Origin of the sequence: Acidovorax sp. NPDC077693 (genome assembly GCF_044542805.1) — a bacterium.
Taxonomy (GTDB): Bacteria; Pseudomonadota; Gammaproteobacteria; order Burkholderiales; family Burkholderiaceae_C; genus Acidovorax.
The window spans coordinates 39469-65974 of the sequence record NZ_JBITVD010000021.1 but is presented as its reverse complement, the minus strand read 5'-3'; the positions used below and the strand labels follow the sequence as shown (position 1 = coordinate 65974).

21 protein-coding genes and 1 pseudogene are annotated in these 26506 nt (G+C 69.3%); 10 read left to right on the top strand and 12 right to left on the bottom strand.

Annotation, left to right across the window (positions count from 1 at the left end; genetic code table 11):
* The first annotated feature begins 122 nt into the window (after positions 1–122).
* Together ACIGHN_RS24340 and ACIGHN_RS24335 are read left to right on the top strand one after the other, a co-directional pair.
* Positions 123–761, top strand: coding sequence for an MBL fold metallo-hydrolase (locus ACIGHN_RS24340; protein WP_056410228.1), 639 nt, complete (start codon positions 123–125; stop codon positions 759–761).
* A gap of 319 nt (positions 762–1080) precedes the next feature.
* A complete protein-coding gene (locus tag ACIGHN_RS24335) occupies positions 1081–2187 on the top strand; it encodes a GGDEF domain-containing protein (protein WP_396506660.1) in 1107 nt (368 codons plus the stop codon).
* Here ACIGHN_RS24335 and ACIGHN_RS24330 read toward each other — a convergent pair.
* On the bottom strand, positions 2163–3011 hold the full coding sequence (locus ACIGHN_RS24330) for a M48 family metallopeptidase (RefSeq protein WP_056410232.1): 849 nt from the start codon (positions 3009–3011) through the stop codon (positions 2163–2165). The two genes, ACIGHN_RS24335 and ACIGHN_RS24330, sit on opposite strands and share 25 nt — an antisense overlap.
* A gap of 171 nt (positions 3012–3182) precedes the next feature.
* On the opposite strand from ACIGHN_RS24330, the gene ACIGHN_RS24325 reads away from it, so the two are divergent.
* Entirely contained in the window at positions 3183–4622 is a 1440-nt protein-coding gene (locus tag ACIGHN_RS24325) for an AmpG family muropeptide MFS transporter (protein WP_396506657.1), read from the top strand.
* A 10-nt stretch (positions 4623–4632) separates the two neighbouring features.
* Here the strand turns inward: ACIGHN_RS24325 and ACIGHN_RS24320 are convergent.
* From ACIGHN_RS24320 to ACIGHN_RS24310, 3 genes and pseudogenes are all read right to left on the bottom strand, one after another.
* Positions 4633–4860 (bottom strand): annotated as a pseudogene (locus ACIGHN_RS24320) (ATP-binding protein); the annotation flags it as partial.
* 1609 nt (positions 4861–6469) lie between these two features.
* Complete coding sequence (locus tag ACIGHN_RS24315) at positions 6470–7138, bottom strand: response regulator transcription factor (protein ID WP_056411535.1); 669 nt, start codon at positions 7136–7138, stop codon at positions 6470–6472.
* A 60-nt stretch (positions 7139–7198) separates the two neighbouring features.
* A complete protein-coding gene (locus ACIGHN_RS24310; RefSeq protein WP_396506655.1) occupies positions 7199–9346 on the bottom strand; it encodes an alkaline phosphatase D family protein in 2148 nt (715 codons plus the stop codon).
* 171 nt (positions 9347–9517) lie between these two features.
* Here ACIGHN_RS24310 and ACIGHN_RS24305 point away from each other — a divergent pair, with 171 nt between their 5' ends.
* The 3 genes from ACIGHN_RS24305 (at position 9518) to ACIGHN_RS24295 (ending at position 13340) form a co-directional block, all read left to right on the top strand.
* The gene (locus ACIGHN_RS24305; protein WP_056410239.1) at positions 9518–11173 is read left to right on the top strand and encodes a hypothetical protein; all 1656 of its coding nucleotides are present in this window, start codon (positions 9518–9520) and stop codon (positions 11171–11173) included.
* Between the two features lie 204 nt (positions 11174–11377).
* Complete coding sequence (locus ACIGHN_RS24300; RefSeq protein WP_056410241.1) at positions 11378–12097, top strand: response regulator transcription factor; 720 nt, start codon at positions 11378–11380, stop codon at positions 12095–12097.
* Positions 12098–12101: 4 nt separating this feature from the next.
* Positions 12102–13340 carry an ATP-binding protein gene (locus tag ACIGHN_RS24295; protein ID WP_396506653.1) on the top strand — a complete coding sequence of 413 codons (1239 nt, stop codon included), beginning with the start codon at positions 12102–12104 and terminating at the stop codon, positions 13338–13340.
* Positions 13341–13406: 66 nt separating this feature from the next.
* Here the strand turns inward: ACIGHN_RS24295 and ACIGHN_RS24290 are convergent, their stop codons facing one another.
* The gene (locus ACIGHN_RS24290; protein WP_396506652.1) at positions 13407–14741 is read right to left on the bottom strand and encodes a YbfB/YjiJ family MFS transporter; all 1335 of its coding nucleotides are present in this window, start codon (positions 14739–14741) and stop codon (positions 13407–13409) included.
* A gap of 42 nt (positions 14742–14783) precedes the next feature.
* Here ACIGHN_RS24290 and ACIGHN_RS24285 point away from each other — a divergent pair, with 42 nt between their 5' ends.
* Entirely contained in the window at positions 14784–15653 is an 870-nt protein-coding gene (locus ACIGHN_RS24285; RefSeq protein ID WP_396506650.1) for a LysR family transcriptional regulator, read from the top strand.
* Positions 15654–15723: 70 nt separating this feature from the next.
* Positions 15724–16893: an NAD(P)H-dependent flavin oxidoreductase gene (locus ACIGHN_RS24280; RefSeq protein ID WP_396506649.1), complete on the top strand. Its 1170-nt coding sequence runs from the start codon at positions 15724–15726 to the stop codon at positions 16891–16893.
* A gap of 270 nt (positions 16894–17163) precedes the next feature.
* On the opposite strand, the gene ACIGHN_RS24275 is transcribed toward ACIGHN_RS24280, so the two are convergent.
* The 6 genes from ACIGHN_RS24275 to ACIGHN_RS24250 form a co-directional block, all read right to left on the bottom strand.
* Positions 17164–18138, bottom strand: a complete 975-nt coding sequence (locus tag ACIGHN_RS24275) for a glycosyltransferase (protein WP_396506647.1) — start codon at positions 18136–18138, stop codon at positions 17164–17166.
* A gap of 187 nt (positions 18139–18325) precedes the next feature.
* Positions 18326–19579, bottom strand: coding sequence for an O-antigen ligase (locus ACIGHN_RS24270; protein ID WP_056163379.1), 1254 nt, complete (start codon positions 19577–19579; stop codon positions 18326–18328).
* The gene (locus ACIGHN_RS24265) at positions 19579–20394 is read right to left on the bottom strand and encodes a glycosyltransferase family 2 protein (protein WP_396506646.1); all 816 of its coding nucleotides are present in this window, start codon (positions 20392–20394) and stop codon (positions 19579–19581) included. The genes ACIGHN_RS24270 and ACIGHN_RS24265 overlap by 1 nt, the downstream gene beginning before the upstream one ends.
* A 3-nt stretch (positions 20395–20397) precedes the next feature.
* Positions 20398–20604, bottom strand: a complete 207-nt coding sequence (locus ACIGHN_RS24260; protein WP_056163376.1) for a zinc-finger domain-containing protein — start codon at positions 20602–20604, stop codon at positions 20398–20400.
* 138 nt (positions 20605–20742) lie between these two features.
* Positions 20743–21693, bottom strand: coding sequence for a branched-chain amino acid transaminase (locus ACIGHN_RS24255; RefSeq protein WP_056410253.1), 951 nt, complete (start codon positions 21691–21693; stop codon positions 20743–20745).
* A 146-nt stretch (positions 21694–21839) separates the two neighbouring features.
* Positions 21840–22262, bottom strand: a complete 423-nt coding sequence (locus ACIGHN_RS24250; protein WP_396506643.1) for a glycerate kinase — start codon at positions 22260–22262, stop codon at positions 21840–21842.
* A gap of 227 nt (positions 22263–22489) precedes the next feature.
* Here ACIGHN_RS24250 and ACIGHN_RS24245 point away from each other — a divergent pair, with 227 nt between their 5' ends.
* Both ACIGHN_RS24245 and ACIGHN_RS24240 read left to right on the top strand, forming a co-directional pair.
* Positions 22490–24298 carry a methyl-accepting chemotaxis protein gene (locus ACIGHN_RS24245; RefSeq protein ID WP_396506642.1) on the top strand — a complete coding sequence of 603 codons (1809 nt, stop codon included), beginning with the start codon at positions 22490–22492 and terminating at the stop codon, positions 24296–24298.
* A 101-nt stretch (positions 24299–24399) separates the two neighbouring features.
* Positions 24400–25074 (top strand): DUF4124 domain-containing protein, encoded by a 675-nt coding sequence (locus ACIGHN_RS24240; RefSeq protein WP_396506641.1) that lies wholly within the window; start codon positions 24400–24402, stop codon positions 25072–25074.
* Between the two features lie 18 nt (positions 25075–25092).
* Here ACIGHN_RS24240 and radA read toward each other — a convergent pair whose 3' ends face one another.
* Positions 25093–26472 carry a DNA repair protein RadA gene (gene radA / locus ACIGHN_RS24235; RefSeq protein ID WP_056410260.1) on the bottom strand — a complete coding sequence of 460 codons (1380 nt, stop codon included), beginning with the start codon at positions 26470–26472 and terminating at the stop codon, positions 25093–25095.
* Positions 26473–26506 lie beyond the last annotated feature (34 nt).

Sequence of the window (26506 nt, the reverse complement as noted above, 5' to 3'; positions counted from 1 at the left end):
GGCCAAAGACATGGCGCCTCTCGGATGCGCCTACCACCCACCGCTGCAGGAACATTCCCACCGACAGGGCGAACTTTGTTTGCACAATCCCCCATTGCTCGCAACAACCCACACCCTGAACCATGCTCCGCTATCTCACCGTCCCCGTCACGGCGTTCCAACAGAACTGCTCCATCGTCTGGTGCGATGCCACCCACAAGGCCGCGGTCATCGACCCGGGCGGCGATCTCGACACGCTGCTGGCCGAGACCGAGCGGCGGGGCCTGGCCCTGGAGCAGATCTGGCTCACCCACGCGCACATCGACCATGCGGGTGGCACGGGCGAACTGGCGCAGCGCCTGACCCTGCCCATCGTGGGTCCCCACCCCGGCGACCAGTTCTGGATCGACGGGCTGCCGCAGCAAAGCGCGATGTTCGGCTTTCCGCCAGCACAACCGTTCACGCCCACGCGCTGGCTGGCCGATGGCGACACGGTGCAGATCGGCCACGAGACGCTGCAGGTGCGGCACTGCCCCGGGCACACACCCGGCCACGTGGTGTTCCACGCGCCGCAGATCGACCGCGCCTTCGTCGGTGACGTGCTCTTTGCCGGAAGCATCGGGCGCACGGACTTTCCGATGGGCAACCACCAGGACCTCATCGACAGCATCACCCAGCGGCTGTGGCCCATGGGCGACCAGACGGTGTTCATCCCCGGGCATGGCCCGGAGAGCACCTTCGGGCGGGAGCGCCAGAGCAATCCCTACGTGGGCGGGACCTGATCAGCCTGCGGTGCACGAAGGCCTCCGGGGTATTTTTGGCCCCTACCGCTCACTACACAAGCGGTAGCAGCTATCAAAATAGGAGCATTCGCATTCCAGCGGATGACGCCGATGCATGCGCTGCAGCCCAGCGCTGCCGTCCGGGCCTGCACCCGTACCCGTACCCGTACCTGCACCCAAGGGTCCACCGAAGCAGGCTTTCCGGCAACTGACCGGTATTCGCTGCCCTGATCGTCGGATGCCTCGCGCAGGCGCGGCCTAGGATGTGACATTTTGTTAACAACCTCGGGCGTCATGCGCCCTCCGGCTGCTGCACGCCATGGATTCCTCTGCAAGCTCCTCCCCGCCCGCACCCCGTGCACCACGCCCCTACGAGCCTGCGCAGCGCGGCTCCAGCGTGGCGGGCAAGGCCTATTGGGCGATGGCGCAGCGGGTGGCGCTCACCGCAGCCTGCATCGATGGGCTGTACATCGCACTGTTTCTCTGGCTGGGCTCGGTGCCGCTCGCGCTGGTCAATGTGGTCAGCATCGCGATGTACCTGTGCGCCCATGCGCTCATCCGGCGGCGGCGCAACACGGCCGGCATCCTGCTCATCTGGCTGGAGGTGATCGCGCACTCGGCGCTGGGATCGCTGCTCGTGGGCTGGGACAGCGGCTTTCACTACTACCTGTTGCTGTTCATTCCTGCGGTGGTGATCGCCAACTCCGGCCGCTACGCCGTCCCCGTGGTGCTGGCGCTGCTGGCCTACTACCTGGGGCTGCGCCTGGTGTGCGACCACCTGGGCCCGCTGGCACCGCTGGCCGGGCAGGGGCAGAAGATCGTCAACATGTTGCACGTGTGCGTAGTCTTCGGCATGTTCGCGGCGCTGGCGGCGTTCTACCGGCGCACCATCCTGATCGCCGAGAACCGCCTGCTCAGGCAGGCCACGCTCGATGCACTGACGGGGCTGAACAACCGGGCGCACTTCCAGACGCTGGCCGGGCACACGCTCACCCGCATCCAGCGCACGGGCGAGCCGGTGGCGCTCATGCTGTGCGACATCGACCATTTCAAGCAGGTGAACGACCGCCACGGCCACGCGGCGGGGGACCGCGTTCTGGTGGCCGTGGCGCAGGTGCTCGCCGGCCAACTGCGCGAGAGCGACGTGCTCGCGCGCTGGGGCGGCGAGGAGTTTCTGGCGCTCATGCCGGCCAGTTCGCTGGCATCCGCCGTGGAGGTGGCTGAGCGCATCCGCGCGGCCATCGAGCGGATTACCCTGGACCACCAGGGTGTGCCCGTGCCGCTGTCGATGTCGTTCGGCGTGGCGCAGGTGGCCAGCAGCGACGACCTGCCCGCGGCCATCGCGCGCGCCGACAAGGCGCTGTACCGCAGCAAGCACGACGGCCGCAACCGCGTGACCGCTCAGCCCTTGCGTGCCGCTTCGTAGAGCTTTTGCACCTTGGGCACGTTCATCTCCAGCTCCTTGATGCGCGCGGGGCCCGAGGGATGGGTGGAGAGGAAGGCCAGCCCGCCCTGCTTGCCGCCCGTGGCATTACCCATCTTCTTCCACAGGCTGACCGACGCCGCGGGGTCGAACCCGCCGCGGGCCGCCAGCTCCAGCCCCACCAGGTCGGCCTCGCTCTCGTCCGACCGGCTGAACTGCAGCGTGAGCAGCTGCCCGCCCAGGCCGGCCGCGGCCTGGCCCAGATCGCCCAGCCCCAGCAGTTGCGAGCCCAGGCGCAGCGCCAGGTTGGTGCCCTGGGTCTTGGCCAGGCGTTCGCGCGCATGCTCGCGCAGGGCATGGGCCATTTCGTGGCCCATGATCATCGCGGTCTCATCGTCGGTGAGCTTGAGCTGATCGAGGATGCCGGTGTAGAAGGCGATCTTGCCGCCGGGCATGCAAAAGGCGTTGATCTGCTGGCTGCCGATCAGGTTGACCTCCCAGCGCCACTGCTTGGCGCGGTCGTTCCACGGCGCGGTGTACGGGATCAGGCGCTTGGCGATGGCATGCAGGCGCTGCAGCTGCGGGTGGCCCTCCGGCGCGAGCGCACGCTTGGCCTTGGCCTGCTCGAGCATCTGGCGGTACTGCTGGGCGGCGGAGTTCTCCAGCGTTTCCGCCGGGATCAGCTTGCGCACGCTGGAGGCCGTGCCCACATCCACCTGCGCCATCACGGGCGCGGCAGCGGTGGCGCCAGCGGCCAGCAGGAAGGCGCGGCGCGCGGACCAGGGTGACGAGGGAGCGACGGAAGGCGTGGGGCACAGAAGGCACATACCGGATCACCTGAAGGGAAGGGAAGAGGGCAAGGGAATAATAGGCGGCTGCACTGACGCGGGACCGCACGGCACAGGCCGTGTCCCCCGCAGCGGCGTCGCCAGCCCGATGGAGGTCGGCGCGCCAGGCTGCAAGGTGTCAGCGATGATAGACAAAACCCCCGGGCGCCCATGTCAGACACCTCCGCCAACCAATCCCCCTCCACCCACCCCGCCCTGCCCCCCGAAACGCCCCGCCGCACCCCCTGGCTGCAGACGCTGCGCGTGTACCTGGAGCCCGCCAGCCTGCGCATGCTCACGCTCGGCTTCGCGGCCGGGCTGCCGCTGCTGCTGGTGCTGGGCACGCTGTCGTTTCGCCTGCGCGAGGCGGGCATCGACCGCAGCACCATCGGCTACCTGAGCTGGGTGGGCCTGGCCTACGGATTCAAATGGGTGTGGGCGCCGCTGGTGGACCGCATGCCCATCCCCGGCCTGACCGCGCTGCTGGGCCGGCGCCGCAGCTGGCTGCTGCTGTCGCAGGCCATCGTGGTCGCCGGGCTGATCGGCATGGCGGTCTGCGACCCGCGCCTGACCCTCGGGCCCATCGTGTGGTGCGCGCTGGCGGTGGCGTTCGGCTCGGCCACGCAGGACATCGCGCTCGACGCGTACCGCATCGAATCGGCCGACGCCAACCACCAGGCGGCGCTGGCCGCGTCCTACCAGACGGGCTACCGCCTGGCCATGATCTGGGCGGGCGCGGGCGTGCTGTGGATCGCGGCACGCTCTGAGGTCGCGCCCGCCCTCGGCCAGGCCATCGCCCAAGGTGCGGCGGCCTACCAGAACGGCGCCTGGCGAACGGCCTACCTGGTGATGGCCGCCTCGATGGCCGTGGGCGTGGTCACGGTGCTGTTCTCGCGCGAGCCCGCGCCGGTGGAGCTGCCCCCCGCGAAGAACGCGGCCGAATGGATCCAGGGCGCGATGATCGAGCCGTTTGCCGACTTCCTGCGCCGCTACGGCTGGCACGCGGCGCTGATCCTCGCACTCATCGCCGTCTACCGCATCAGCGACGTGGTGATGGGCATCATGGCCAACCCGTTCTACGTGGACATGGGCTTCACCAAGGACGAGGTGGCCGCCGTCACCAAGGTGTACGGCGTCATCATGACCCTGGCGGGCGCCGTCGTGGGCGGCGTGCTGTCCATGCGCTTCGGCGTGATGCGCATCCTGATGCTGGGCGCCATCCTGAGCGCGGCCAGCAACCTGCTGTTCGCCTGGCTCGCAGGGCATGGGCACGATGTGACGGCGCTGATCGCGGTGGTCTCGGCCGACAACCTGGCCAGCGGCATCGCCTCGGCCGCGTTCATCGCCTACCTGTCGAGCCTGACCAACGTGAGCTACTCGGCCACGCAGTACGCGCTGTTCAGCTCCATGATGCTGCTGCTGCCCAAGTTCGTCGCGGGGTTTTCGGGCGACTACGTGAACGCCTTCGGCTACGCGCACTTCTTCACGTCGACGGCGCTGCTGGGGCTGCCGGTGCTGGTGCTGGTGTGGCTGGCATCGCGGGTGCGGGCGCCTGCGGCACCACAGGCAACGCAATCCGCACACACGTCCCCTGGCCCGGCGCAGCCGTGATCTCCAGCAGCGCGCCAACGGCCTGCGCACGCGCCCGCATGTTGGCCAGGCCCTGGCCGCGTGCCTGCGCCGTGCCCTCCATGCCCACGCCGTTGTCGGCAATCTCCAGCACCAGGCGCGGCGGCTGATTCGCCAGCGCGGCCTGGTGGCGCGCACTCACCCGCACGCTCGTGGCCTGGGCATGCCGCAGCACATTGGTGAAGGCTTCCAGCAGGATGCGCTGGATCTGCAGCACCATGTGCGGCGTGAGGGTGTCGAGAGTGGGCAGTTCCTGCACCTGCCAGTCCACCTGGATGCCCGTGGCCGCCAGGCGCGGCTGCAGCCGGTAGCGCAGGGTGGCCAGCACCGTGCCCAGGTCGCCATCCACCGGCTGCATGGCATCCACGGCCATGCGCAGTTCATCCAGCGCGGCATTGGCGTGCTCGCGCAGTTCGGCGCGGCTGGCGCGGCCCTTGCCGATGAGGCTGAGCAAGCCCACCAGCTGCGAGCCCACGCCGTCGTGGATGTCGCGCATGATGCGCTGGCGCTCCTGCAGCGCTGCGTGCTGCGCGTGCTCTTGCTGCAGCAGGTCGTAGCTGACCTGCAGCTCGCGCTCGCGCTGGCGCACCTTCTCGTCCAGCGAGTTGCTCAGGCCCTGGTAGGCGCGCGCCTGGCGGCCGTAGCGGCTCAGGATGAGCCAGCCCACCAGCAGCACGAACAGCATGGTGGCCAGGGGCAGCACCGTGGTGCGGCCCTGCCCCGCACTGGGAATGCGCACCGCGATGAAGTCGTAGATGCTCGCGCCGACAGGGATGAAGCTTGCCAGGCACAGCGCGATCGCTTCGGGCTCCCGCGTCACCACCGCGTGCCGGGTCGACAAAGCGTAGGCAAAGAACGCGGGCGGAAACAACAGCGCCAGGCCCAGCGTCCAGAGCCAGGGCACGCCCGCTCCGAACGCGCCCGAGATCACCACGACCTCCACCACCAGCCATGCCCAGAATGCCTGGCGCACGCGCGGGCCATCGCATCCCACCATCGCCAGCGCGAAGCGGGTGAGCAGCAGCAGATGGATGGCCAATGCAAAAGCCATGAGACCGCCCCACAGCGGCCAGCCTATGGGCGGTGTCTCCCACAGCCTGTCGCCATACCGCACGATGCCAAACGGTGCGCACAGCGCAAAGTATCCATACACCGGCTCGCGGTTCAAGCGCCACAAGCCACCGGCAATCACCCCGGTGAGCGCCAGTGAAAACACCACGCCGACCGCAGCCCACTGCCGCCAGACATAGCGCTCGTGATACTCGGGCAGCAGGCTTGCCTCGGGCCCGAATTGCGGCGTGGCAAGCCCACCCCAGCGCCCGGGTTGCGCGGTCACGCGCACCTCGAGCGGGGTGGGCTCCACGTCGGACAGAAAACTCGCGGGTACCGGCATCCACAGCGGCGACTTGGCAGCGTCGGTGCGGGTGTCTCCCAGTGCCCCACGGTGCATGAGCAACTCGCCACCCACATACACCTCCACCTGGTTTCCGATCCGCGGGAAGTACACGCCCGACAGCGGGCTGCCCTTGGGCACGGGGGGGATCTCCAGCACATAGCGCGCCGTCCCGGACAGGCCCGCGAACGCCTTGTCCCACCGGTGGGGCAGCGTCAACGTTCCGGACCACGGCGCCGCGCCCTCGGGCTCCAGGTACGCGAAGGCCTTGTGCAGGACGTGAACACCGGGCTGTGCGGCAGAGGCCGGTGCGGCGTCGTGATCCGCATCTTGTGCACCCGCCAGCCCTGCCCACGATGCAAGCACGACCCAGAGCACCGGCCACAGCACCCACCGGCGCAGCGCCACGCCGCCGCGCGCGCGGGCCGAAGTGCGGCTACAAAAGCCCCATCTGCCGCGCCTCGAAGATGGCCTCGGCTTTGGAATGGACGGCCAGCTTGCTGTAGATGTTCTTGACATGGGACTGGACGGTGGAGGGCGCGATGCCCAGGAGTTCTGCGACCTCGGCATAGGTGTAGCCACGTGCGAGCTTCGCCAGAATATCCTGCTCGCGCGCCGTGAGCGTATCGGCCGGCGCCAGGCTGTGGGGCACGGCCGGGCGCGGCGACAGCCTGGCGAGCAATTGCCGCGCGATGATGGGCGTCATGGGCGAGCCGCCCGCACGCAGGCTCAGCACGTGCTGCGCCAGGTCGTCCTCCGTCCCGTCCTTGAGCAGGTAACCGCGCGCACCGGCTTCAAAGGCATTCATCATGTTGGCCTCGTCGCCGAACATGGTGATGACCATGACTTCAGTGACCGGAGACAGCGCGCGGCACTGGCGGATGACTTCCAGGCCGGAGCCGTCCGGCAGGCCCAGGTCCACCAGCAGCACATCCACGCTGTTGTCGCGCAGCCAGCCCACCATGTCGCCGACGGTGGCGGCGGTGAAAGCCAGGCTCAGGCGCGGCGCGCGGGAGAGCGCCTGCACCAGGCGCTCCCGTGTGCGGGGGTCGTCTTCCACCAGGGCGACCGAGATCTCCGGGCTGGGCAAGGGGGTGCGGTGCATGGCGTTCAAGCGGCGTCGTGGCGGCAGGCCCGCGGTACCCGGCGTGGCACGGGTGTGCGGTCACGGCACATCAAAGACCCCTGCGCCGGCTGCCGACACCAGGCCCTCAGCCACCGCATCAGACCACGCGAAGTCGCGCTGGCACAGCAGCGTCTCGTGCAGCCGGTGCTGCTGCGGGTTGATGCGCAGCAGCAGATAGTCGTGCTGCGGGCCTACGCCAGCGCTGTCCGAGAAATCCAGGCAGCTGTGGCCCTGGCGCGCAGGAACGAAGTCTTCGTCCACGCCCAGCAACGCACCCGCGCCATCGAACCAGTCGGCAAACCGCAGCGTCTGGTCATGGCGATTGCGTGTCATGACCACCGGGAGCTCCAGCCCTCCCAGGCCTGCCTGGCGGCGGTATTCGGACGCCTTGAGCATGGGCGCCGACAGCACGATACGGTTCAGGTTCGCCAGACGGTGCCCGCCCACGCCCATGCGCTCCAGAGCGTGGTGCAAGGCGAGACATCCCGCGCTGCGCGCGAGCACCACCTTGGCCAGCCCCGCGTAGGCCGGCTGCGCGGCCACCGTGTTGAACGCATGCAGCACGGTCGCCAGCGCAAAGCTGCCGCCCTGGGCACCCTGCCGGGCGCGCGGCACACCACTGAGCGCGGCAAGCACACCGCCACCGCGCCCCGCCTCCCAGCCATACAACACCGGCTCGCATGCGGGATACACCGCACGCAGCCCATAGGCCTGCTCCAGCCCCATGGCGGGAGACTTGCCAAAGCCATGGATGAACAGCACCACCGCGGTTTTTTCCGGCTGCGCCAGCGCACGGTCGAACGCGGATTGCACCAGGCGGTAGGTGGCTGCGGGCCAGTCGCCGGGGCGGCCCATGTCCGCCTCACCCTCCAGGCGTGCCGAACCATCTGCCGCCACGCACCAGTGCACAGGTTCGGCATAGTGCCCATCCTGCATAGGCTCGTCCAGATACACCGCGTCCAGGCCGTCGAGGCCCTGGGGCAGCGACACCTGCGTCCGGTCCCGGAATGCACCGGACCGCGTCCGGGCCGCCAGCACCGCCACAGGATGGTCATCCGCTGCGGCGTCCACGCGGCTGTGCGCCTGGGCCTGCAGGGGCTCGGTCCAATCGCCGGCATCGAAGGGCAGCGGCGGCATCGGAGGGTCGGGCTCCCACGCGCCGCCACGCGACTGCGCCCACAACTGCACCTCGACCACGCCGCCCGTGCGCCAGGTCTCCGGCACGGTCGCCACGCCATACGAGGGGGCAAAGCGCTGGGGTCCGTACCGGCCGATCGCAGCGCCGGACGAGAGCACCTGCACCACCCGGCTGCTGGCGCCATCGGAGGCGGGCAAGCGGCCGCTCCAGACGTTGGCATGCACATCGCCCCCCAGAAACAACACCGGCCGCCGCGCCGCGCGCAGGGTGCCGTCGTACTCCGCATAGCTGTGCCCGCCCTCGGCATGCCAGCCCTGCTGGGACAACAGGTAGTGGTGGGCCATGGGCGTTCCCGCCGCCACCAGCAGCAGGCCGGCGCCGGGCTCGCCCGCTGCATCCCGCAGCGCCCGGGCCTGTTCCACGCCCAGCAGGCTGGCACCCGGCGCCCGCGCCTGGCGGTGCCAGCGCGTGTCGAGCAGCAAGCAGGTGGGGCCATCCTCTGCACCCAGAGCACCCGACCAGAACAGGTCGCCGACGCCAGCGGGCAGAGGGCTGTCCCAGTCGGGGGGCAGCCCGGCCGGGTAGGCAGCATCGACAGCCGCTTCGCGCAACTGGTGTTCGAACTGCGCCCACAAGCGGCGCGACACCGCCTTCACGCGCTCGGGCACGCCGTGCCGGTAGGCATCGCCAGTGCCGTCCACGCCCAGGCTGTTGTTCCACGCGTAGTCGTGGTCATCCCAGGTCAGCAGCAGCCGGGCCGGGTCCGACCGCCCGGCAAAGCCGCAGACCATGTCGCGAAAGGCCTGCACACCCCACTGCAACGCGTAGCGCCGGTGCATATCGATGGCATAGGCCCGCAGGCCCTGGACGGGCTCGCGGGCGATCAGCGAGCGCCAGTCCCTGGCGCCGGGCCCGAGGCCCCAATCCATGTAGATGTGGTCTCCCAGCAGCATCAGCACGTCCGGCTGCTCGTGTTCTGCGATGCGCCTCCATATCTCTTGGTCTGCCACACGCTCGGCGTCCATGCAGGAAGTGAAGACGATTTTCATGCGCCCCAGCGTAGGGGCAAACCTGCCGGCACACAAGACGGACGGCCCCCATGTTCATGGGATGCGCAGCGTGCCGCATTTGCAGACAGTCAGGCAACCGCTGAGCATCGCCATCGAGCGCCTGCGGTGACGGCATCTTCACCTTCCACAACCATGATCAGGAGCGACTCCATGCACACATCTTCTTCCCCTCTGGCGCTGGCACTGGGCGGCGCCCTGGCCCTGACCCTCACGGCCTGCGGCGGCGGGTCGTCCTCCGACGACACCGCTCCTCCTGCACCAGCGCCGGACACCAAGGTCACACTGACCGGTACCGTCGTCGTCGACCAGGCCATCCGCAATGCCATTGTGTGCCTGGACCTGAACAACAACGGCACCTGCGACGCCACCGAGCCCGTCTCCGCCCGCACCGGCGCAGACGGCGCGTACACCCTGACCTACGACACCGCGCAGACCAGCGCAACGCAGGCCGCCGCCGCATCGCTGATAGCGCCCATGGTGCCCGGAGCCCTGGCCGACGCCAACACCACCATCGATGCTGCCGACACGACCGAGGGCAACACCGCTGCGCGCTATGTGCTGCGGCAGGTTCCCGGCAAGGCCGGGCAGATCAACCCCTTGACCACCCTGGTCACCGCCGGCATCACGGCAGGCATGACCGAGGCTGCGGCGCGCAGCAATGCCGCGCTGCAGCTGGCCATTGCTCCCGCCAAGATCGACAACTACCAGGACGACGCCCCGACCGCGGGGGTGATGCTGGACAGCGCACGCAGCATGGCCAAGGTCGTCGCGGCGAGCCTGGAAGAAGGGACCACGCTGGTGGTGGGCGACCAGCAGTCGGCCGTGACGGCAGCCACGGGTGATTTGTCGAGCTTCATCTACACCGACTCGGCGAACTACTCGTACCGGACCATCGACTCCGTCGCCAAGCCCAGCGGAACCGCGGGCTCCACCCTGCGGGACGTGCGCGGCGGCATGACTGCCGGGTCGCCCACGCCCGCCAGCACGCTCTACAACCAGGCCTACCTCACGTCGGCCGGATGGCAGCGTTGCGACGACACCATCCTGCTGCAGAGCACCATCGGCTCGCCCAGCCGCAACACCTTCTGCGGTGCCCTGTCGCAGGTAGGCTTCACCAAGCGCGAGGACGTCGACACGCGCACCATGGCCAGCGTGGTGAGCTCCCTGCAGACCGATGCCGACACCAACACCATCAACAACAACGGCACATCGACCGCCGCGCTGCTCACCAGCCTGGGCACGGCCACGTTCCCGGCCGGCTCCCGGATTCACACCCGCTACAACCTCTCGCTCGACCAGCCGGTGCTCATCAACAGCATTGCGGCCGATTCCCGGCCGGCCAGCGAGACCACGCTGGAGCAGATGATCACCGCCCGGCCCGCCTCCGCCGTGGTGCTGAGCACCGGTGCAGGCACGCTCTCCCTCGGAATCTCCAGCGGCCCGGCGCGGGCCCTGCGCGTCGCCTTCACCGGCACGACGAGCCCCACCGCAGGCACGGTGCAGTTCTACGAATGCGATTTGAACAGCACGCAAACGGTACTCTCCAACTGCGCAACCACACAGACCGGCACATACGCCATTGCCACGGTGCACGGCGTCAAGGTGATGCGTTTTGCAGGCCACGCCGCGACGACGATGGGCCACACGCGCTCATACGCCGAAGTGGCCAATGCGCCGACCATCGTGAGCGGAAGCCGGGTGTTCCAGGTGCGCGAGAACAAGACCGACATCGACTCGAACTTCACCACCTCCCGCCGCCTGAACGCCGCAGCGTGGACGGCCCTGCGCGCACAGGCCGGCATTTGACCCAAGCGATCTCCTCGCGTGCTGCCAAGAGCACGTTGTTCAGGCTCCCTGCGGGGAGCCTTTTTTTCGCCACGCACACGCCAGCGGCGAAGCCGGCATGCGCAACCCACCTGCGCCTTGGCTTTACGGAAGCTTTACCTGACCGACAAAACCGCGTGACCCCGCCTCGCGACCATGAGTGGCACCCGCTACTACACTGCCCCCATGAGCTCCCAACTGCTGATGATCGAAGACGATGCCCGCCTCGCGCAGATGGTGGGCGAGTACCTGGGCCAGTCGGGCCTGCAGGTCACGCACCGTGCCGATGGCAAAAGCGGCCTGGCCCAATTGCAAGGGCCCGACGCCGGCGCGCTGCCCGACCTCGTGATCCTGGACCTGATGCTGCCCGACATGGACGGGCTGGAGGTCTGCCGCCGCATCCGCTCGCTGCAGGGCAGCGCGGCGCAGGTGCCCGTGCTGATGCTGACCGCCAAGGGCGACCCCATGGACCGCATCATCGGCCTGGAGCTGGGTGCCGACGACTACCTGCCCAAACCCTTCGAGCCGCGCGAGCTGCTCGCCCGCATCCGCGCCATCCTGCGCCGGCGCACCGATGGCGGCAGCACGCCAGCCACGCAGGCGCTGCGCTTCGGCACGCTCGAGATCGACCGCGACGCGCGCACCGTCACCGTGGCCGGCCAGCTGGCCGACCTCACCTCCTACCAATTCGACCTGCTCGTGGCGCTGGCCGAGCGCGCAGGCCGGGTGCTGACCCGCGACCAGATCATGGAGGCCGTGCGCGGCCGCGAGCTGGAGGCGTTTGACCGCAGCATCGACGTGCACATGGGCCGCATCCGCGCGGCCATCGAGGCCGACGCCAAGAACCCGCGCCGCATCCTCACCGTGCGCGGCGTGGGCTACGTGTTCGCCAAGCAACAGGACTAGCTGGGTGTCCCTGTCCACGCCCTTCTCCCGCCGCCTGTACCTGCGCATCTGGCTGGCCGTGGTCGGCGGCATCGCGGTGCTGACGCTGTCCGTGGGCTGGGCCTGGCGCATGGCCGAGGAGCAGAAGGCCCAGAATGCCCAGCCCTTCGTGCCCCCGTCGCGCGAGATGGTGCTGCGCGACAACACCGGCAACGTGGTGCTGCGCGGCCTGGCCACCCGCCAGCCCAGCGAGCCCGGCGAAGGGGCGGAATTCCACATCGAATCCGAAGACGGCCAGCCCTTCGTGCTGCAGATGGCACCGCGCCAGCCCCGGGGCGAGCGCGGTGAACGGGGCGGCGGAGGCGGCCGGCCGGGCGACGCTTTCTGGACCCGCCCGCCGTTTGGCTTCTTGTGGCTGCTGGGCATCGTGGGCCTGGCGGTGGCGATCGGCGTGTACCCCATCATCCGCCGCCTCACACTGCGGCTGGAGGCGCTGCAGCGCAGCGTGCAGCGCTTTGGCGAGGGCGATTTGTCCGTGCGCGTGCCCGAGCAGGGGCAGGACGAGGTGGCCGACCTGGCGCGCCAGTTCAACGCTGCGGCCGAGCGGGTGGAGAAACTCGTCAAGTCGCACAAGTCGCTCTTGGCCAATGCCTCGCACGAGCTGCGCTCGCCGCTCACCCGCATCCGCATGGGCATGGAGCTCATGGTCGGGCAGCAGCCCTCGCCCGCGTTCCGCGAAGAGATCCTGCGCAACATCGCCGAGCTGGACCAGTTGGTGGACGAGATCCTGCTGGCCAGCCGCCTGGATGCGCGCGAGGCCGACGTGGGCACCGTGGAGCTGGTGGACCTGATCGGCCTGGCCGCCGAAGAATGTGCCCGCGTGGACGCCGACCTGGATGTGAGCGCCAGCCCCGATTCGGTGGACGTGATGGGTGTCTCCAAGCTGCTGCGCCGCGCCATCCGCAACCTGCTGGAGAACGCACGCCGCTACAGCACGGGCGAGATCACGGTGGTGGTCGACCGCCGCCAGGGCCACGCCGAAGTGCGGGTGTGCGACCGCGGCCCCGGCGTGCCGCTGACGCACCGCGAACGCATCTTCGAGCCCTTCTACCGGCTGCCCGGTGCCAGCGAACGCGCCGGTGGCGTGGGCCTGGGGCTGTCGCTGGTGCGCTCCATCGCCGGGCGCCACAACGGCACCGTGCACTGCGAGGACCGCGAGGGTGGCGGCGCGTGCTTCGTGCTGAGGCTTCCGCTATCACATTGATAGCTTATAGCGCTTGATGGACAAGCGGTAGAAGCCTTTTTTACGCTAAAAGGGCGATCAAGCCGCTCAACCCGTCGAGACCTTGTGCTGCGGACTCCAGCGCCATGCCATGACGCCGTACAGCACCGCACCCAACAGCAGCACCGACCCCGCCACGCCCAGCGCCCAGTCGAAGCCCTGCGCCCGTGAGCCCGCCCGCGCCAGCAGCGCGGCGGCCATGGGCGGGCCGGCGATCTGCCCGATGCCGTACAGCGCCGTCATCAGGCCGGTGAAGCCCGCACCCGCCTGCGGCCACTGGTAACGCGCCTCCTGCAGTGCAAAGAACGTGATGGCCGTGAACGGCAGGCCCAGCAGCAGGCTGCCCAGCGCAAAGCCCGCAGGCCCGGGCCACAGCACACCCAGCGCCACCCCGCCGGCCTGCAGCACATAGGCTGCGGCCAGCAGCCAGCGCCGGTCGCGCGTGGGGGCGATGCGCGTGGACAGCAGCGCGCCCAGCGCGACACCCGCGCCGAAGATGGGCCAGAACAGGTCGGGCCACACCGAGCCCGCGGGCAGTGCAGCGCGCGCAATGACCGGCAGGAAGGTGGCGGTGACGATGTACCCCAGGCCCGCCAGGCCGTAGGCGATGGCGAGCAAGGCCCGCTCCGCAGCCGGGCGTGGTGCAGGCGTCGCCGAGGTCGCGCCGGTGCTGCCGGGCGCCGCAGCCAGGGGTGCCTCACCCCCCTGGAACACCGCCCACGCGCCCGCGCACAGCACGGCTGCGAGCAGGCTGAAGGCCGCCCAGCCGGCCGCGGCGCTCCAGCCCGCGGCCACCATGGCACTGGTGGGCAGGCCGGTGATGACGATGCCTAGCCCCGGCCCGCAAAAAATCAGCCCGCCCCACGCCGGGCGCCCCAGGTGCGCCAGCCGCCCCATGCACCAGTTGGCCGTGCCCAGGAACACCAGCGCGCTGGCCACGCCCGCCAGCATGCGCAGCAGCGGCCACGCCGCAGGCCAGGGCAGTGCCAGCATGCCGGTGAGGAGCACGGTGGCCACCAGCCCGCAGCGCACCAGCGTGGCATTGCCGGGCACGCCACCCAGCCGACGGCCCAGCCGACGGCCCAGCCAGGGCAACGCCATGTACAAGAGCGCCCCCGCCAGGTAGCCGGCGTAGTTGGCCGTGGCCAGCCAGCTGCCGGTGGCGATGTCGACCACGCCGTCGTGCAGCATCATGGGCAGGAGCGGGGTGAAGGCGAAGCGGCCGATGCCCATGGCCGCGGCCAGTGCGGCCATGCCGGCCAGGGCCACGCGCAGCGCTGCGGCGCCGTCGGTGTGCGGATGATCGGCGGAGGGAGAAAGAGACGCCTGGGTCACGGTGCAGGGTGGCGAAGGGTTGCCACGGGGGTGGAGGGTGCTTATCATCTTAGCAAGAGATTGAATTTTTTTGATTCATACTTTTTAAAGATGGAAAAAGCCCCACCCCTTCTGGACCTGGCCGCCCTCGACATTTTCCGCACCGTGGCGGCAGAGGGCAGCGTCACGCGCGCTGCCGAGCGGCTGTCGCGTGTGCAGTCCAACGTGACCACGCGGGTGCGCCAGCTGGAGGCCGACCTGGGCACGCCGCTGTTCCTGCGCGAGGGCAAGCGCATGGCGCTCACACCCGAGGGCCAGGTACTGCTGGGCTATGCCGACCGGCTGCTCGCGCTGGCCGAGGAGGCGCGGCAGGCGCTGCAACCCGGCCCGCCCGCCGGCCGCCTGCGACTGGGGTCGATGGAAAGCACCGCGGCCAGCCGCCTGCCCGCGCCGCTGGCGCGGCTGCACAGCCAGTGGCCCGGCGTGGCGCTGGAGCTGACGACCGCCGCGACCCGCGTGCTGGTGGAACGCCTGCGCGCGCACGCGCTCGACGCGGTGCTGGTGGCCTGGCCACCGGGCCAGCCCGCCGACCCGGCCCTGGAAACCCGGCCGGTGTTCACGGAAGAGCTGCTGCTGGTCCTGCCCGCCGGCCACCCGCATGCCGCCGGCCCCGACCAGGTGCAGCCCGGCACGCTGGCGGTGTTCGAGCCCGGCTGCACCTACCGCCGCATCGCGCAAGAGTGGTTTGCGCCCCGGCGGCAGCCGATGCAGTTGCTGGAGCTGGGCTCGTACCACGCCATCCTGGCCAGCGTGGCGGGCGGCGGCTGCGCGGGCATCGTGCCGCGCTCGGTGCTCAGCATCTCGCCGCACGCGGCATTGCTGAGCCAGCAGCCAATCACCACCATCACCACCTTGCTGACCTGGCGCCAGGGCTACCGCTCGGCCGCGCTCGATGCGCTGCAGCAGGTGCTGGTCGGCTGACCGCCTTCAGTTCGTTTCCCCTTTCTTTGTTTCCCACTTCATTTCCTTCTTTCTTTCACGGAACGTCACCATGCCCGACCGCAGCCTGCGCACCGCCCTCTCCCTTCGCCTGCCCATCGTGCAGGGGCCCATGACCGGCGCCGACACGCCGGCCCTGGCGGCCGCCGTGTCGGCGGCCGGCGGGCTGGGCACGCTGGGCTGCGGCATGCGCTCGCCGGCGGCCATGGCCGAGGCCGCCGCCGAGGTGCGCCGCCGCACCGACCGGCCCTTCGGCCTCAACCTCTTCGTGCAGGACACGCCCACGCCCGATGCCGCCACCGTCGATTTGGCGCTGGCGCGCGTGGCGCCGCTGTACGCCGAGTTCGGCCTGCAGGCCGCCGTGCCCGCGCGCTGGTGCGAGGACTTCCGTGCGCAGTTCGATGCCCTGGTCGAGGCGCGGCCCGCGGTGGCCAGCTTCACCTTTGGCATCCTCACGGCCGCACAGGTCGAGCGACTGCACAGCGCGGGCTGCTACGTGATCGGCACGGCCACGACGGTGGCCGAAGCCCTGGCCTGGGCCGACGTGGGGGCCGATGCCGTGTGCGCATCGGGCATGGAGGCCGGGGGCCACCGCGGCACCTTTTTGCCCACGGGCCGGCCGCAGGCCGAGGGACTTTCCCCTGCTCACTCCACCATGCGCACGGGGGTGCCATCACAGGCCGACTTCGCCGCCGCGATGGTAGGCGCGCTCGCGCTGGTGCCGCAGTGCGTCGATGCGCTGCGCCCCCGCGGCGTGGCCGTGATCGCGGCCGGCGGCATCATGGACGGGCGCGGCATCGCTGCGGCGCAGGCGCTGGGGGCCGAGGCCGTGCAGATGGGCACCGCCTTCCTCGCCTGCGACGAATCGGGCATCGGCCGCGCCTACCGCGACGCCATGGCCCAGGCCATCGCCACCGACACGCGCACGACCCGCGTGTTCTCGGGCCGCCCGGCGCGCGGCATCGTCAACCCCATGCTGCAGAAGCTGCACGCCCACGAGACCGATGTGCCGGCCTACCCCGTGCAGAACGCCCTCACCGGCGCCCTGCGCCGGGCTAGCGCCGAAGCCGGCCGCGCAGACCACCTGTCCCTGTGGGCCGGCCAGGGTGTGGCCGCGGTGCGGTCCATGCCGGCCGCACAGCTGGTGGCCGCGCTGGAAACGGAATGGCGGGCTGCGCTGGCCGCGCAAGCGGCGCTGCTGCAAGCGCAGCAACGCTATTGATTTAATAGCTGTTTGCGCTTTCTGGAAAAGCGATAGCGGCCCATTTGAATCAAAAATCCCGACGCCAAGGCCAAGGTTTGCGTCGGCTGCGCCTTGGCTTCGACAGGCTCAGCCCGAACGGATGAGGGGCGGGGTTAGAGCCGCGCAGGGTCAGGGCCCCGGCCCTCGCAACTGGCGCGCCCCCAACGCCAGCGCACCCGTGGAACCGGCTTTGCCGGGCCAGGGGGTGCGTCCCCCTCGGGGGATGGCGCGCAGCGCCTCAGGGGGGCTTCACTGCCTCCAGGGCAGTTCGCGCGCAGGCCCCAGGATGACAGGCGGCTGCGCGTTGATCTTTTCACCCGCCAGCACGCGCTCGTACATCCGCAGGTAATTGCGCGCCATGCGCTCGGCGCCAAAGTGGTCGACCACGTGCTGGTGGCAGGCCCGGGCGTCGAAGCGGTTGCTCCGCACCGCCTCGGCCAGCACGTTCGCCTCGGCCGAGAGCACGCCGCAGTGCAGCGGCACCAGCTCGGGCAGCGCGCCGTACGGCGTGGAGAACACCGGGCACCCGAAGTACAGGCTCTCGATCACCGCCAGCCCAAAGGGCTCGTGCCAGCGCACCGGAAAGATGAGCCCGCGCGATGCGTTGAGCAGCCCGGTCTTCTGCGTGCCGCCCACCATGCCGTGGAAATGGATCTTGCGCGACAGCGTCCAGCGAAAACCCCGCTTGAGGTTGATGCGCGTGCCGCCCAGCACATCGAGCTCCACCCCCGCGCGCAGTGCCACCTTGATCGCCCCGCGCACATTCTTCACCCCCCAGGCCGCCTTGCCCAGAAAGTGGTAGCGCGGGCGCGGCACGTTGAAGTCCACCGGGCCGTAGCCGCTCCAGTCCAGGCCGTTGTAGACGAATTCGGTGGATCCGTACCGCGCCGCATGGTCGCGCGACAGGAACACGGTGTTCAGCGGCAGCGGCTTGGGCTTGCGCGCGTTGCCGTGCTCGGTCACCAGGTAGGGCTTGGCCAGCTCGGTGCGCGGGTTGAACTGGAAGTGCGTGATGTCCACGCCCTTCGGGATCTGCCCTTCCCACGGCTCGTCCGGGCGGATGGGCAGCACGTCGCCGAAGTCGCAGGTCGAGCCCTCGGGCACCAGGTAGCTCACCCGGTGGCCTTGCTGGACCAGGGTCTTGCCCAGGTCCCAGATCACGCGCTCGGTACCGCCATAGCCGTAGACGGGGATGGGGGAGTTGTTGACCAGCAGGATGTGCATGAAGAGGGCTCTCGTCTCAGTTGTCCATGGTGCCAAGCGCCGCCCGCAACCGTTGAAACTGGCGCGGACCAGTCCAGGGCAGCCTAGCAAGGGCCGCCCCGCTGCGAGGGCTGCGTCCCCCTGCCCGCATTGCGCAGCAATGCGAGAGCGGGGGGAAGCGGCAAAGCCGCTCAGGGGGGTATCGCATCTAAAACGGCCGTCCGCACCCAATGCGCGCGCGCCGCTCATGCAGGGCGGCCAGCAACAGCGGGCACATGAAGAGGTAGAACATGTTGCCGCTGTTGTGCGCCAGAAAGACCTGCGTGAGGCCGAAGCCGATGTACGACAGCGGCAACAGCACGCCCATGAGGCACAGCGACAGCGATTCGCGGTCCATCTTGCCCGAACCGTCGCGGATGCGCCGGGCCGTCGGCCAGAACATCACGAGCGGGATGCCATAGAAGGCCAGCAGCAACAGCACGCCCGGAATGCCGCGCTTGGCGAACAGGTCCAGCACTTCGTTGTGCGCATGGCCGAACTCCAGCACCACGGGGTGCGCCTGCCCGGCCGCCACACGGCGCGCCTTCTCCTCGATGTACCCGGCGCGGCCCCAGCCCGTCAACGGCCGGTCCCAGCCCATCTGCCAGGCCAGGTGCCAGTGGGCCAGGCGCTGGCCCACCGAGCTGCGTCCGTCCCCGCGCTGCTGGTAGGTCTGCACCTCCGCCCGCGCTTCGTCCACGCGCTGCTCCACCGCCGGCACCTGCGACAGGGCCGCGGCCACCAGCGCCAGCGCGCACAGCCCCCAGTACACGCGCCGCTGGCCCGTGGTGCGCACCAGCAGCCAAGCGCACACGGGCAGCAGCAGCACCAGCGCCAGCCAGCCGCCGCGCGACTGCGACAGCACCGACCCCGCAGCGCCGAGGACCACGGCGGCGGCCAGCAGCAAGCGCTGCCACAGCACCCAGCGCCGCCACTGCACCACCAGCAGCAGGCCGCTCATCACGGCCAGCAGCATGCTCAGATTGCCGTACTGGATGGCATTGGTGAACCCGTTGGCGCGCGGCAGCGCCATCACGAAGGTCTGGTACAGCCCGACGATGCCGCTGCCCACCGCGCCCACGGCCACCCCCATCCACAGCCACGAGGCACGGGGCTCGAACGTCATGAGGTAGAAGATGCACGGGAGCGCCAGCAGGTACTTGACGGGGCGGTCCATGCTGCCCCAGCCCCAGGTCGCCCCCACATCCAGCAGCCACAAGGCCGCCATGCACGAAAACGCCGCCGTCAGCCACCACGCGGCACGCGGCGCAGGGCGCTTCCACCAGACGGGCGCACTCGCAAGCGCCGCCAGCAGCAGCAGCGCTGCACCGTAGGAATAGCCCGAAGGCAGCCACAGCGCGAAGCCAGGCACCATGAACGCACCGACGCTCGCACAGCGCCCCAACCAACGGTAGGTCTTCATCACCGGATCACACGGCCTGTCAGGCTGTCTCGGTCGTAGTGCAGCGCTGCATAACGAAAGAACCCCTCCAGCGCCACAAAAAGACAATACAGAAAACCGGCGCCGCCGCACAGGAACCCCAGGCGAAACACATACAGGCGCAGGAACATCGACAGGCCCGAGGCCAGGCCGCGCAGCACGCCGCCGCGCTGGCCCCTCTCGGCGCGCTTGGCGGCGCCGAGCATCACGTACTGCGTGAGCTTTTCCAGGCTGCCGCGCACCGTGGTGCGCGAGTAGTGCAGCAGACGCGCCTTGATCAGGCGGCGCGGCACGTCGCCGCCTCCGGGCTGGGGATGCAATTGGGCTTGCTCGTGCACCACGCCGGTGTATTCCTTGACCATGCGGCGCACGAAGAGCCGCTCGATCTGCGACTGCGAGCGAAAGTGCGTGAGCTCGTGCCCGAACGCCACCATGCGCCAGCGGATCTTCCACACGGCCTGCTCGCCCGAGCCCACGATGGCCTGCAGCTCCTGCGCGAACGCAGGCGTCATCACCTCGTCACTGTCGAGAAAGAAGATGTAGTCGCCGCGGGCGTGGGCCAGCAGGCGGTTGCGCTGCACGGCAAAGCCCTGCCAGTCGGGGTGGCTGTGCACTTCGGCACCCAGGCCCTGCGCGATGGCCACGGTGCCATCGGTGCTGCCGCTGTCCACCACCAGCAGTTGGTCCGCGAACGCGGCACTGCGCAAGCAGGCTTCGATGCGGTGCGCCTCGTTGTGGGACAGCACCGCCACCGTCAACGTGGGCGACGGCGTGCCGCCCCCGGCTGCCACTGACATCAATCAATGACCAGCGTGTACGTGCTCGCCCGCCTTGAGGCGGTAGACGGTTCCGCAGTAGGGGCACTTGGCCTCGCCGGAGCGGGCCACGTCCAGGTACACCTTGGGGTGGGTGTTCCAGATTTTCATATCGGCCTTGGGGCTGGGGCAGAAGACGCCACCCTGGGGGTTGAGGTCCTTGGCCAGCAATTCGATGACAGCTTGCGACATATGTATTCGTTTTCCTTGATGCACCGCCGCGGCGGCGGTGCTTGAAACTGGCCTGCCCGGTGCACCCGGGCACCCGGTCGCCCTGGGGCGGGCTGTGCCGGGGGGTGGAGTCCGCGCAGCGGCTCCGTCAGGGCTGGGTCACACCTTCGTGAGCCAATGGGCGTATTGGGGGTTGCGGCCGTTGACGATGTCGAAGAACGCGGCCTGGATCTTTTCGGTGATCGGGCCGCGGCTGCCCACATAGCCGTCCTTGCCAAGCTCGATGCGGTCCAGCTCGCGGATCGGCGTCACTTCGGCCGCGGTGCCGGTGAAGAAGGCTTCGTCGGCGATGTAGACCTCGTCGCGCGTGATGCGCTTTTGCACGATCTCCAGGCCCAGGTCCTTGGCGATGTGGAACACCGTGTTGCGGGTGATGCCGTTCAAGGCCCCCGCCGACAGGTCGGGCGTGTAGATCACGCCGTTCTTCACCACGAAGATGTTCTCGCCCGCGCCTTCGGACACGAAGCCGGAGCTGTCGAGCAGCAGCGCTTCGTCGTAGCCGTCGTCGAGCGCTTCCATGTTGGCGAGGATCGAGTTGGTGTAGTTGCTCACCGCCTTGGCCTGCGTCATGGTGATGTTGACGTGGTGGCGCGTGTAGCTGCTGGTCTTGACGCGGATGCCGCGCTTCATGCCCTCTTCGCCCAGGTAGGCGCCCCAGGCCCAGGCCGCCACCATCAGGTGGATCTGGTTGCCCTTGGGCGACACCCCCAGCTTTTGCGAGCCGATCCAGGTCAGCGGGCGCAGGTAGCCCGATTCGAGCTTGTTCTCGCGCACCACGGCCCTCTGGGCTTCGTTCACCTCTTCCTGGGTGAACGGGATCTTCATGCGCAGGATCTTGGCGCTGTTGAACAGGCGCTCGGTGTGCTCCTGCAGGCGGAAGATGGCCGTGCCGTCCGCCGTCTTGTAGGCACGCACGCCTTCGAACGCGCCACAGCCGTAGTGCAGGGTGTGGGTCAGTACGTGGATCTTGGCGTCGCGCCAGTCCACCATCTGGCCGTCCATCCAGATCTTGCCGTCACGATCGGCCATCGAGGGAACTACGGGGCTCATGGGTATCCTTTGTTGCTGTGGGTCGCAAAGGCGAGATTTTAGGCGACAGCGACCGCCAGGCCGCCATGGGGCGCACCCTGTATCGGCACGGACGCCCACCGCGCTGCACGCCGGCGGGGGCTGCGCGGCAGCGGTGCCGATGCTGTCTAGGACGCGGCAGGGGGCGCCACCGGCTCCTCGCTGGGCGGGCGCACCAGCTCCCACTTCACGAGCTTGCCGTGGCGGAACTCGCAGTTCACGTGCGACTGCGTGCCGTCCGTCCAGCGGTAGATCTCGGGCTCGGTGTCGGCGGCGGACAGTTGCTCGCCCAGCGACTGGGTCATGGCCACCACGTGCATGAGGTTGACCCCTGCGCGCAAGCGGGCGTTGAGCATCACCGCGCTGCCCACGTAGCCCATCGGGCGATTGGCCGCCTTCTTCATCACCGTCATGAGCCGGGTGAAGTGCAGCAGCCCCCACATCACCAGCCCCCCGACCACAGCCGCCACACCGGCCCAGCCATAGGCCACAAAACCAAAAACGATCAGGCCGACAACGCCCAGCGGTACGAAGATAGTGCGCAAATTCATGGGCGCTATTGTCTTATGACTGCCCCGGGCGTCCGTCCAAACCCCTGTCCTGCGGCCGGCATCGCACCCGAAACGAAGCCTGCCCGCGCCCCGGACCAAATGTTTCGTTGTGTAAGCACTACATTAATGAAAGAAGCTCGCGGCCGCAGGCACGCCAGCCCCCGCCGGGTGTTTACGGCAGACGCCCCAGCGCCAAAAATGCAGTCTCGTCCTTCTGGAGATCGTGAATGAAACTGGATAACGTGCGCCTGGCGCCCAAGCTGTGGGGTTCTATCGTGGGTCTGCTGGGTGCCATGCTGCTGGTGTCGGTCTGGGCGCAGCACCAGGCCGGCCGGGTGATGGACCGCACCCTGGAATCGATGGCCTCGTTCGAGAACCGCATCACCCTGGCCGTGCAGTGGAAGGGCGCCACCGAGACCACCGGCGAGCGCGTGCTGGCCAGCAACGCCACCCCCGACCCGGACCTGACCACCCTCTTCGACGGTCGCGTCAAGGCCGGCATCGCCGGCATCTCGGCCATCCAGGCCAAGGTGCTGGAGCTGGCCACCACCCCCGCCGACAAGAAAGCGCTGGAGCGCGTGGCGAGCGAGCGCAGCAATGTGCTGGCCCTGAACAAGCAGGCCCGCGAGATCAAGCAAGGGGGCGACGGCGCCGCCTTCAAGACCTTCATCGAGAGCAAGTACCTGGCCGCCATCGGCAGCTACGTGGACAGCCTGGAAGCCTTCGTGCAGCTGCAGCAAAGCCAGCGCGACGCCGCGCGGCAGGAGGCCCAGGCCGCCCGCACCCAGGCCAATGTGTTGGCCTGGCTGACGCAGGGCATCGTGTTCGTGCTGGGCCTGGTGCTGTCCTTCCTGCTGGTGCGCTCCATCGCGCGCCCGCTGCACCGCGCGGTGGAGCTGTCGGACGCGATTGCGGGCGGCAACCTCACCGTGTCGGCCCATGACGATCGCCAGGACGAGTTCGGCCACCTGCTGCGCTCCGTCTCGCAGATGGCCGCGCGCCTGCGCAGCCTGGTGGCCGAGGTGCGCAGCGGCGTGGATTCGATGTCCAACGCCTCGGTGGAGATCGCCACCGGCAACCACGACCTGTCGGCCCGCACGGAGCAGACCGCTGCCAACCTGCAGCAGACCGCCGCCAGCATGGAGGAACTCACCGCCACCGTCACCCAGTCCGCCGACACGGCGCGCCAGGCCAACCAGCTGGCCTCCACCGCCGCGCAGGCCGCCACGCGCGGCGGCGAGGTCGTGGCACAGGTGGTGGAGAGCATGCAGCACATCACGAACAGCTCGCGCAAGATCGCCGACATCATCGGCGTGATCGACGGCATCGCCTTCCAGACCAACATCCTGGCACTGAACGCGGCGGTGGAAGCCGCCCGCGCCGGCGAGCAGGGCCGGGGTTTCGCCGTGGTGGCCAGCGAAGTGCGCGGCCTGGCACAGCGCAGCGCCGAAGCGGCCAAGGAGATCAAGAACCTCATCGGTGCCTCGGTGAACACCGTGGAAACCGGCTCCGGCCAGGTGGCGCAGGCCGGGCAGACCATGGACGAGATCGTCGCCAGCGTGCGCCGCGTGTCCGACCTGATCGGCGAGATCACCGCGTCGTCGAACGAGCAGCGCGACGGCATCGGCCAGGTCAACCAGGCAGTGAGCAACCTGGACCAGATGACGCAGCAGAATGCCGCGCTGGTGGAAGAATCGGCCGCCGCGGCCGCGTCGCTGCGCGACCAGGCCCAGCGCCTGTCCGAGGTGGTGTCCGTGTTCAACGTGGGGCACACGCCCGCAGCGCCCACCCCTGACCGTGCTCCGGCACCCCGGCCTGCGGCACCCCGCGTGTCTGCCGCCACTGCCGCGCGCAGCCCAGCGCCGGCCCTGCGTACCGCCAAGGCACCTGCGGCAAAGGCCTCGGGTACAGCCCCAGCTGCGGCCAACGCCCGCAAGCTTCAGGCTCTGAAGCCCACCGTGGCCCCAGCCGCCACACCCGCTGCCACTGCACCGAAGGCCACCAAGGGCTCGGACGACGACTGGGAGTCCTTCTGACGCACCGGCTTGGCAGCACCCGCCCCTTGCAGCGGGTGCTGCGGGCTGTCGTCGCGGGCTGATCTAATAGCGCAGTCTCTCCTTTCGCCCACGGTCCCTTCATGCGCAACGCACCCCTTTTGCTCGCAGCCCTGGTGGCTGCCCTGTCTGCCACCACAGCCTGTGCGCAGCACCTGTTCAAGTGCACGAACGACAAAGGGCAAACGACCTACTCGGACCGCGCGTGCGAACAGGCACCGCGGCCTGCGCCCCCGGCCGCACGGCCAGCGGTGGCCACTGCCCCTGCGGCCAAGGCCAGTGCGCCCGCTGCCGCTGCGCCAGCCACCAGTAGCGCCAAGGCCGAGCCCATCACCAAGCTGACACCGGCGGTGGTCGAGGCCGTGCTGCAACGCGCCGTCGACCTGGGGGACCGCAAGGACTACCGCGGCCAGTGCGCGCTGGCCGCACCCGACCTGAATTTCAAACTGACAGACCACAGCAACTCCCCGCCGAGCGTGTACTCTGGCGGGCGAGGCGACATCTGCGCGCTGCAGCAACAGTCCGCCCAGGCGATGCAGGCCGGGGGCCTGCGCTCTTCCACACGCCTGAACAAAATGGACATTCGCGTCAGTGCCGACGGCACGCAAGCCACCGCCAAATACGAGTCTGCCGCTGCCATCTCCGTGGAAGGCCAGCACGCACTGACCATGCAATGCAAGCGCGAGGAAGTGCTGGGCCTGTACAGCGGCACCGTGCTGTACAAGCGCGTCACCGCCGTCTGCAGGCCCGTGGGCTGAGCCCGGCCACCTGGTCGCCTAGCCGATCTCCCGCACGACGTTCATCGCCTCTTCCACCCGCTCCACGGCGTGGATGGTGAGGCCTTCGATGGGCTTCTTGGGCGCATTGGCCTTGGGCACCACGGCCACGCGAAACCCGAGCTTGGCGGCCTCCTTGAGGCGCTCCTGCCCGCGCGGCGCAGGCCGCACCTCGCCCGCCAGCCCCACTTCGCCAAACGCCAGAAAGCCCTGCGGCAGCGCCTTGCCGCGCAGGCTGGAGGTGATGGCCAGCATCACGGCCAGGTCGGCCGCGGGCTCGCTGATGCGCACGCCGCCCACCGCATTCACGAACACGTCCTGGTCCATGCAGGCCACGCCGGCGTGGCGGTGCAGCACGGCCAGCAGCATGGCCAGGCGGTCCTTGTCCAGGCCCACGGACAGGCGCCGGGGGCTGGGGCCCGCGCTGTCGACCAGCGCCTGGATCTCCACCAGCATGGGCCGCGTGCCTTCCAGCGTGACCATCACGCAGCTGCCGGGCACCGGCTCGCTGTGCTGCGACAGGAAGATGGCGCTCGGGTTGCTCACGCCCTTGAGCCCCTTTTCCGTCATGGCGAACACGCCGATCTCGTTGACCGCGCCAAAGCGGTTCTTGATGGCCCGCACCAGCCGGAACTGGCTGTGCGTGTCGCCTTCGAAGTACAGCACCGTGTCCACCATGTGCTCCAGCACGCGCGGGCCGGCCAGGGCCCCTTCCTTGGTCACGTGGCCCACCAGCACGATGGCCACGCCCGAGGCCTTGGCCGCGCGCGTCAGGTGGGCCGCGCATTCGCGCACCTGCGCCACCGAGCCCGGGGCCGAGGTGAGCTGGTCGGAGTACACGGTCTGGATGGAGTCGATCACCGCCACGGCGGGTTGCATGGAATCGATGGTGGCCAGGATCTTTTCGAGCTGGATCTCGGCCAGCACGTTGACCTGGCTGTGGTCCAGCCCCAGCCGGCGCGAACGCAGCGCCACCTGCGCACCGCTTTCCTCGCCCGTCACGTACAGCGTGGGCAGGCCCGCGCGCTGCAGCGCGTCGAGCGCCTGCAGCAGCAGCGTGGACTTGCCGATACCCGGGTCGCCGCCGATGAGCACCACGCCGCCTTCGACGATGCCGCCGCCCAGCACACGGTCGAGCTCGTCGATGCCGCTCGGGGTGCGCTCCACGTCGCTCGCCTCGATGGCCGACAACGGCATCACGGCCTGGGCCTGGTTCAGGCCCGCGAACTGCGGCGTGCTGTAGCGATTCTTGCCGGGCCCTGCGTCCGCCACGGCTTCGATCAGCGTGTTCCAGGCACCGCAGGCAGGGCACTTGCCCAGCCAGCGCGGGCTGGTGCCGCCGCACTCGGAGCAGGTGAAGACAGTTTTTTCTTTGGCCATGGCAAGGGTTGAAAAGGGAGCGTTCGGCAGGGCG

What these genes read in the sequence shown, in the direction of transcription:
- ACIGHN_RS24265 (WP_396506646.1), bottom strand. Translation starts at nt 20,394, where the DNA reads ATGTCAGTGGCAGCCGGGGGCGGCACGCCGTCGCCCACGTTGACGGTG.
- ACIGHN_RS24310 (WP_396506655.1), bottom strand. Translation starts at nt 9,346, where the DNA reads ATGAAAATCGTCTTCACTTCCTGCATGGACGCCGAGCGTGTGGCAGAC.
- ACIGHN_RS24325 (WP_396506657.1), top strand. Translation starts at nt 3,183, where the DNA reads ATGTCAGACACCTCCGCCAACCAATCCCCCTCCACCCACCCCGCCCTG.
- ACIGHN_RS24260 (WP_056163376.1), bottom strand. Translation starts at nt 20,604, where the DNA reads ATGTCGCAAGCTGTCATCGAATTGCTGGCCAAGGACCTCAACCCCCAG.
- ACIGHN_RS24280 (WP_396506649.1), top strand. Translation starts at nt 15,724, where the DNA reads ATGCCCGACCGCAGCCTGCGCACCGCCCTCTCCCTTCGCCTGCCCATC.
- ACIGHN_RS24245 (WP_396506642.1), top strand. Translation starts at nt 22,490, where the DNA reads ATGAAACTGGATAACGTGCGCCTGGCGCCCAAGCTGTGGGGTTCTATC.
- ACIGHN_RS24255 (WP_056410253.1), bottom strand. Translation starts at nt 21,693, where the DNA reads ATGAGCCCCGTAGTTCCCTCGATGGCCGATCGTGACGGCAAGATCTGG.
- ACIGHN_RS24240 (WP_396506641.1), top strand. Translation starts at nt 24,400, where the DNA reads ATGCGCAACGCACCCCTTTTGCTCGCAGCCCTGGTGGCTGCCCTGTCT.
- ACIGHN_RS24330 (WP_056410232.1), bottom strand. Translation starts at nt 3,011, where the DNA reads ATGTGCCTTCTGTGCCCCACGCCTTCCGTCGCTCCCTCGTCACCCTGG.
- ACIGHN_RS24340 (WP_056410228.1), top strand. Translation starts at nt 123, where the DNA reads ATGCTCCGCTATCTCACCGTCCCCGTCACGGCGTTCCAACAGAACTGC.
- ACIGHN_RS24305 (WP_056410239.1), top strand. Translation starts at nt 9,518, where the DNA reads ATGCACACATCTTCTTCCCCTCTGGCGCTGGCACTGGGCGGCGCCCTG.
- ACIGHN_RS24285 (WP_396506650.1), top strand. Translation starts at nt 14,784, where the DNA reads ATGGAAAAAGCCCCACCCCTTCTGGACCTGGCCGCCCTCGACATTTTC.
- ACIGHN_RS24335 (WP_396506660.1), top strand. Translation starts at nt 1,081, where the DNA reads ATGGATTCCTCTGCAAGCTCCTCCCCGCCCGCACCCCGTGCACCACGC.
- radA (WP_056410260.1), bottom strand. Translation starts at nt 26,472, where the DNA reads ATGGCCAAAGAAAAAACTGTCTTCACCTGCTCCGAGTGCGGCGGCACC.
- ACIGHN_RS24275 (WP_396506647.1), bottom strand. Translation starts at nt 18,138, where the DNA reads ATGCACATCCTGCTGGTCAACAACTCCCCCATCCCCGTCTACGGCTAT.
- ACIGHN_RS24290 (WP_396506652.1), bottom strand. Translation starts at nt 14,741, where the DNA reads ATGATAAGCACCCTCCACCCCCGTGGCAACCCTTCGCCACCCTGCACC.
- ACIGHN_RS24315 (WP_056411535.1), bottom strand. Translation starts at nt 7,138, where the DNA reads ATGCACCGCACCCCCTTGCCCAGCCCGGAGATCTCGGTCGCCCTGGTG.
- ACIGHN_RS24270 (WP_056163379.1), bottom strand. Translation starts at nt 19,579, where the DNA reads ATGAAGACCTACCGTTGGTTGGGGCGCTGTGCGAGCGTCGGTGCGTTC.
- ACIGHN_RS24250 (WP_396506643.1), bottom strand. Translation starts at nt 22,262, where the DNA reads ATGAATTTGCGCACTATCTTCGTACCGCTGGGCGTTGTCGGCCTGATC.
- ACIGHN_RS24300 (WP_056410241.1), top strand. Translation starts at nt 11,378, where the DNA reads ATGAGCTCCCAACTGCTGATGATCGAAGACGATGCCCGCCTCGCGCAG.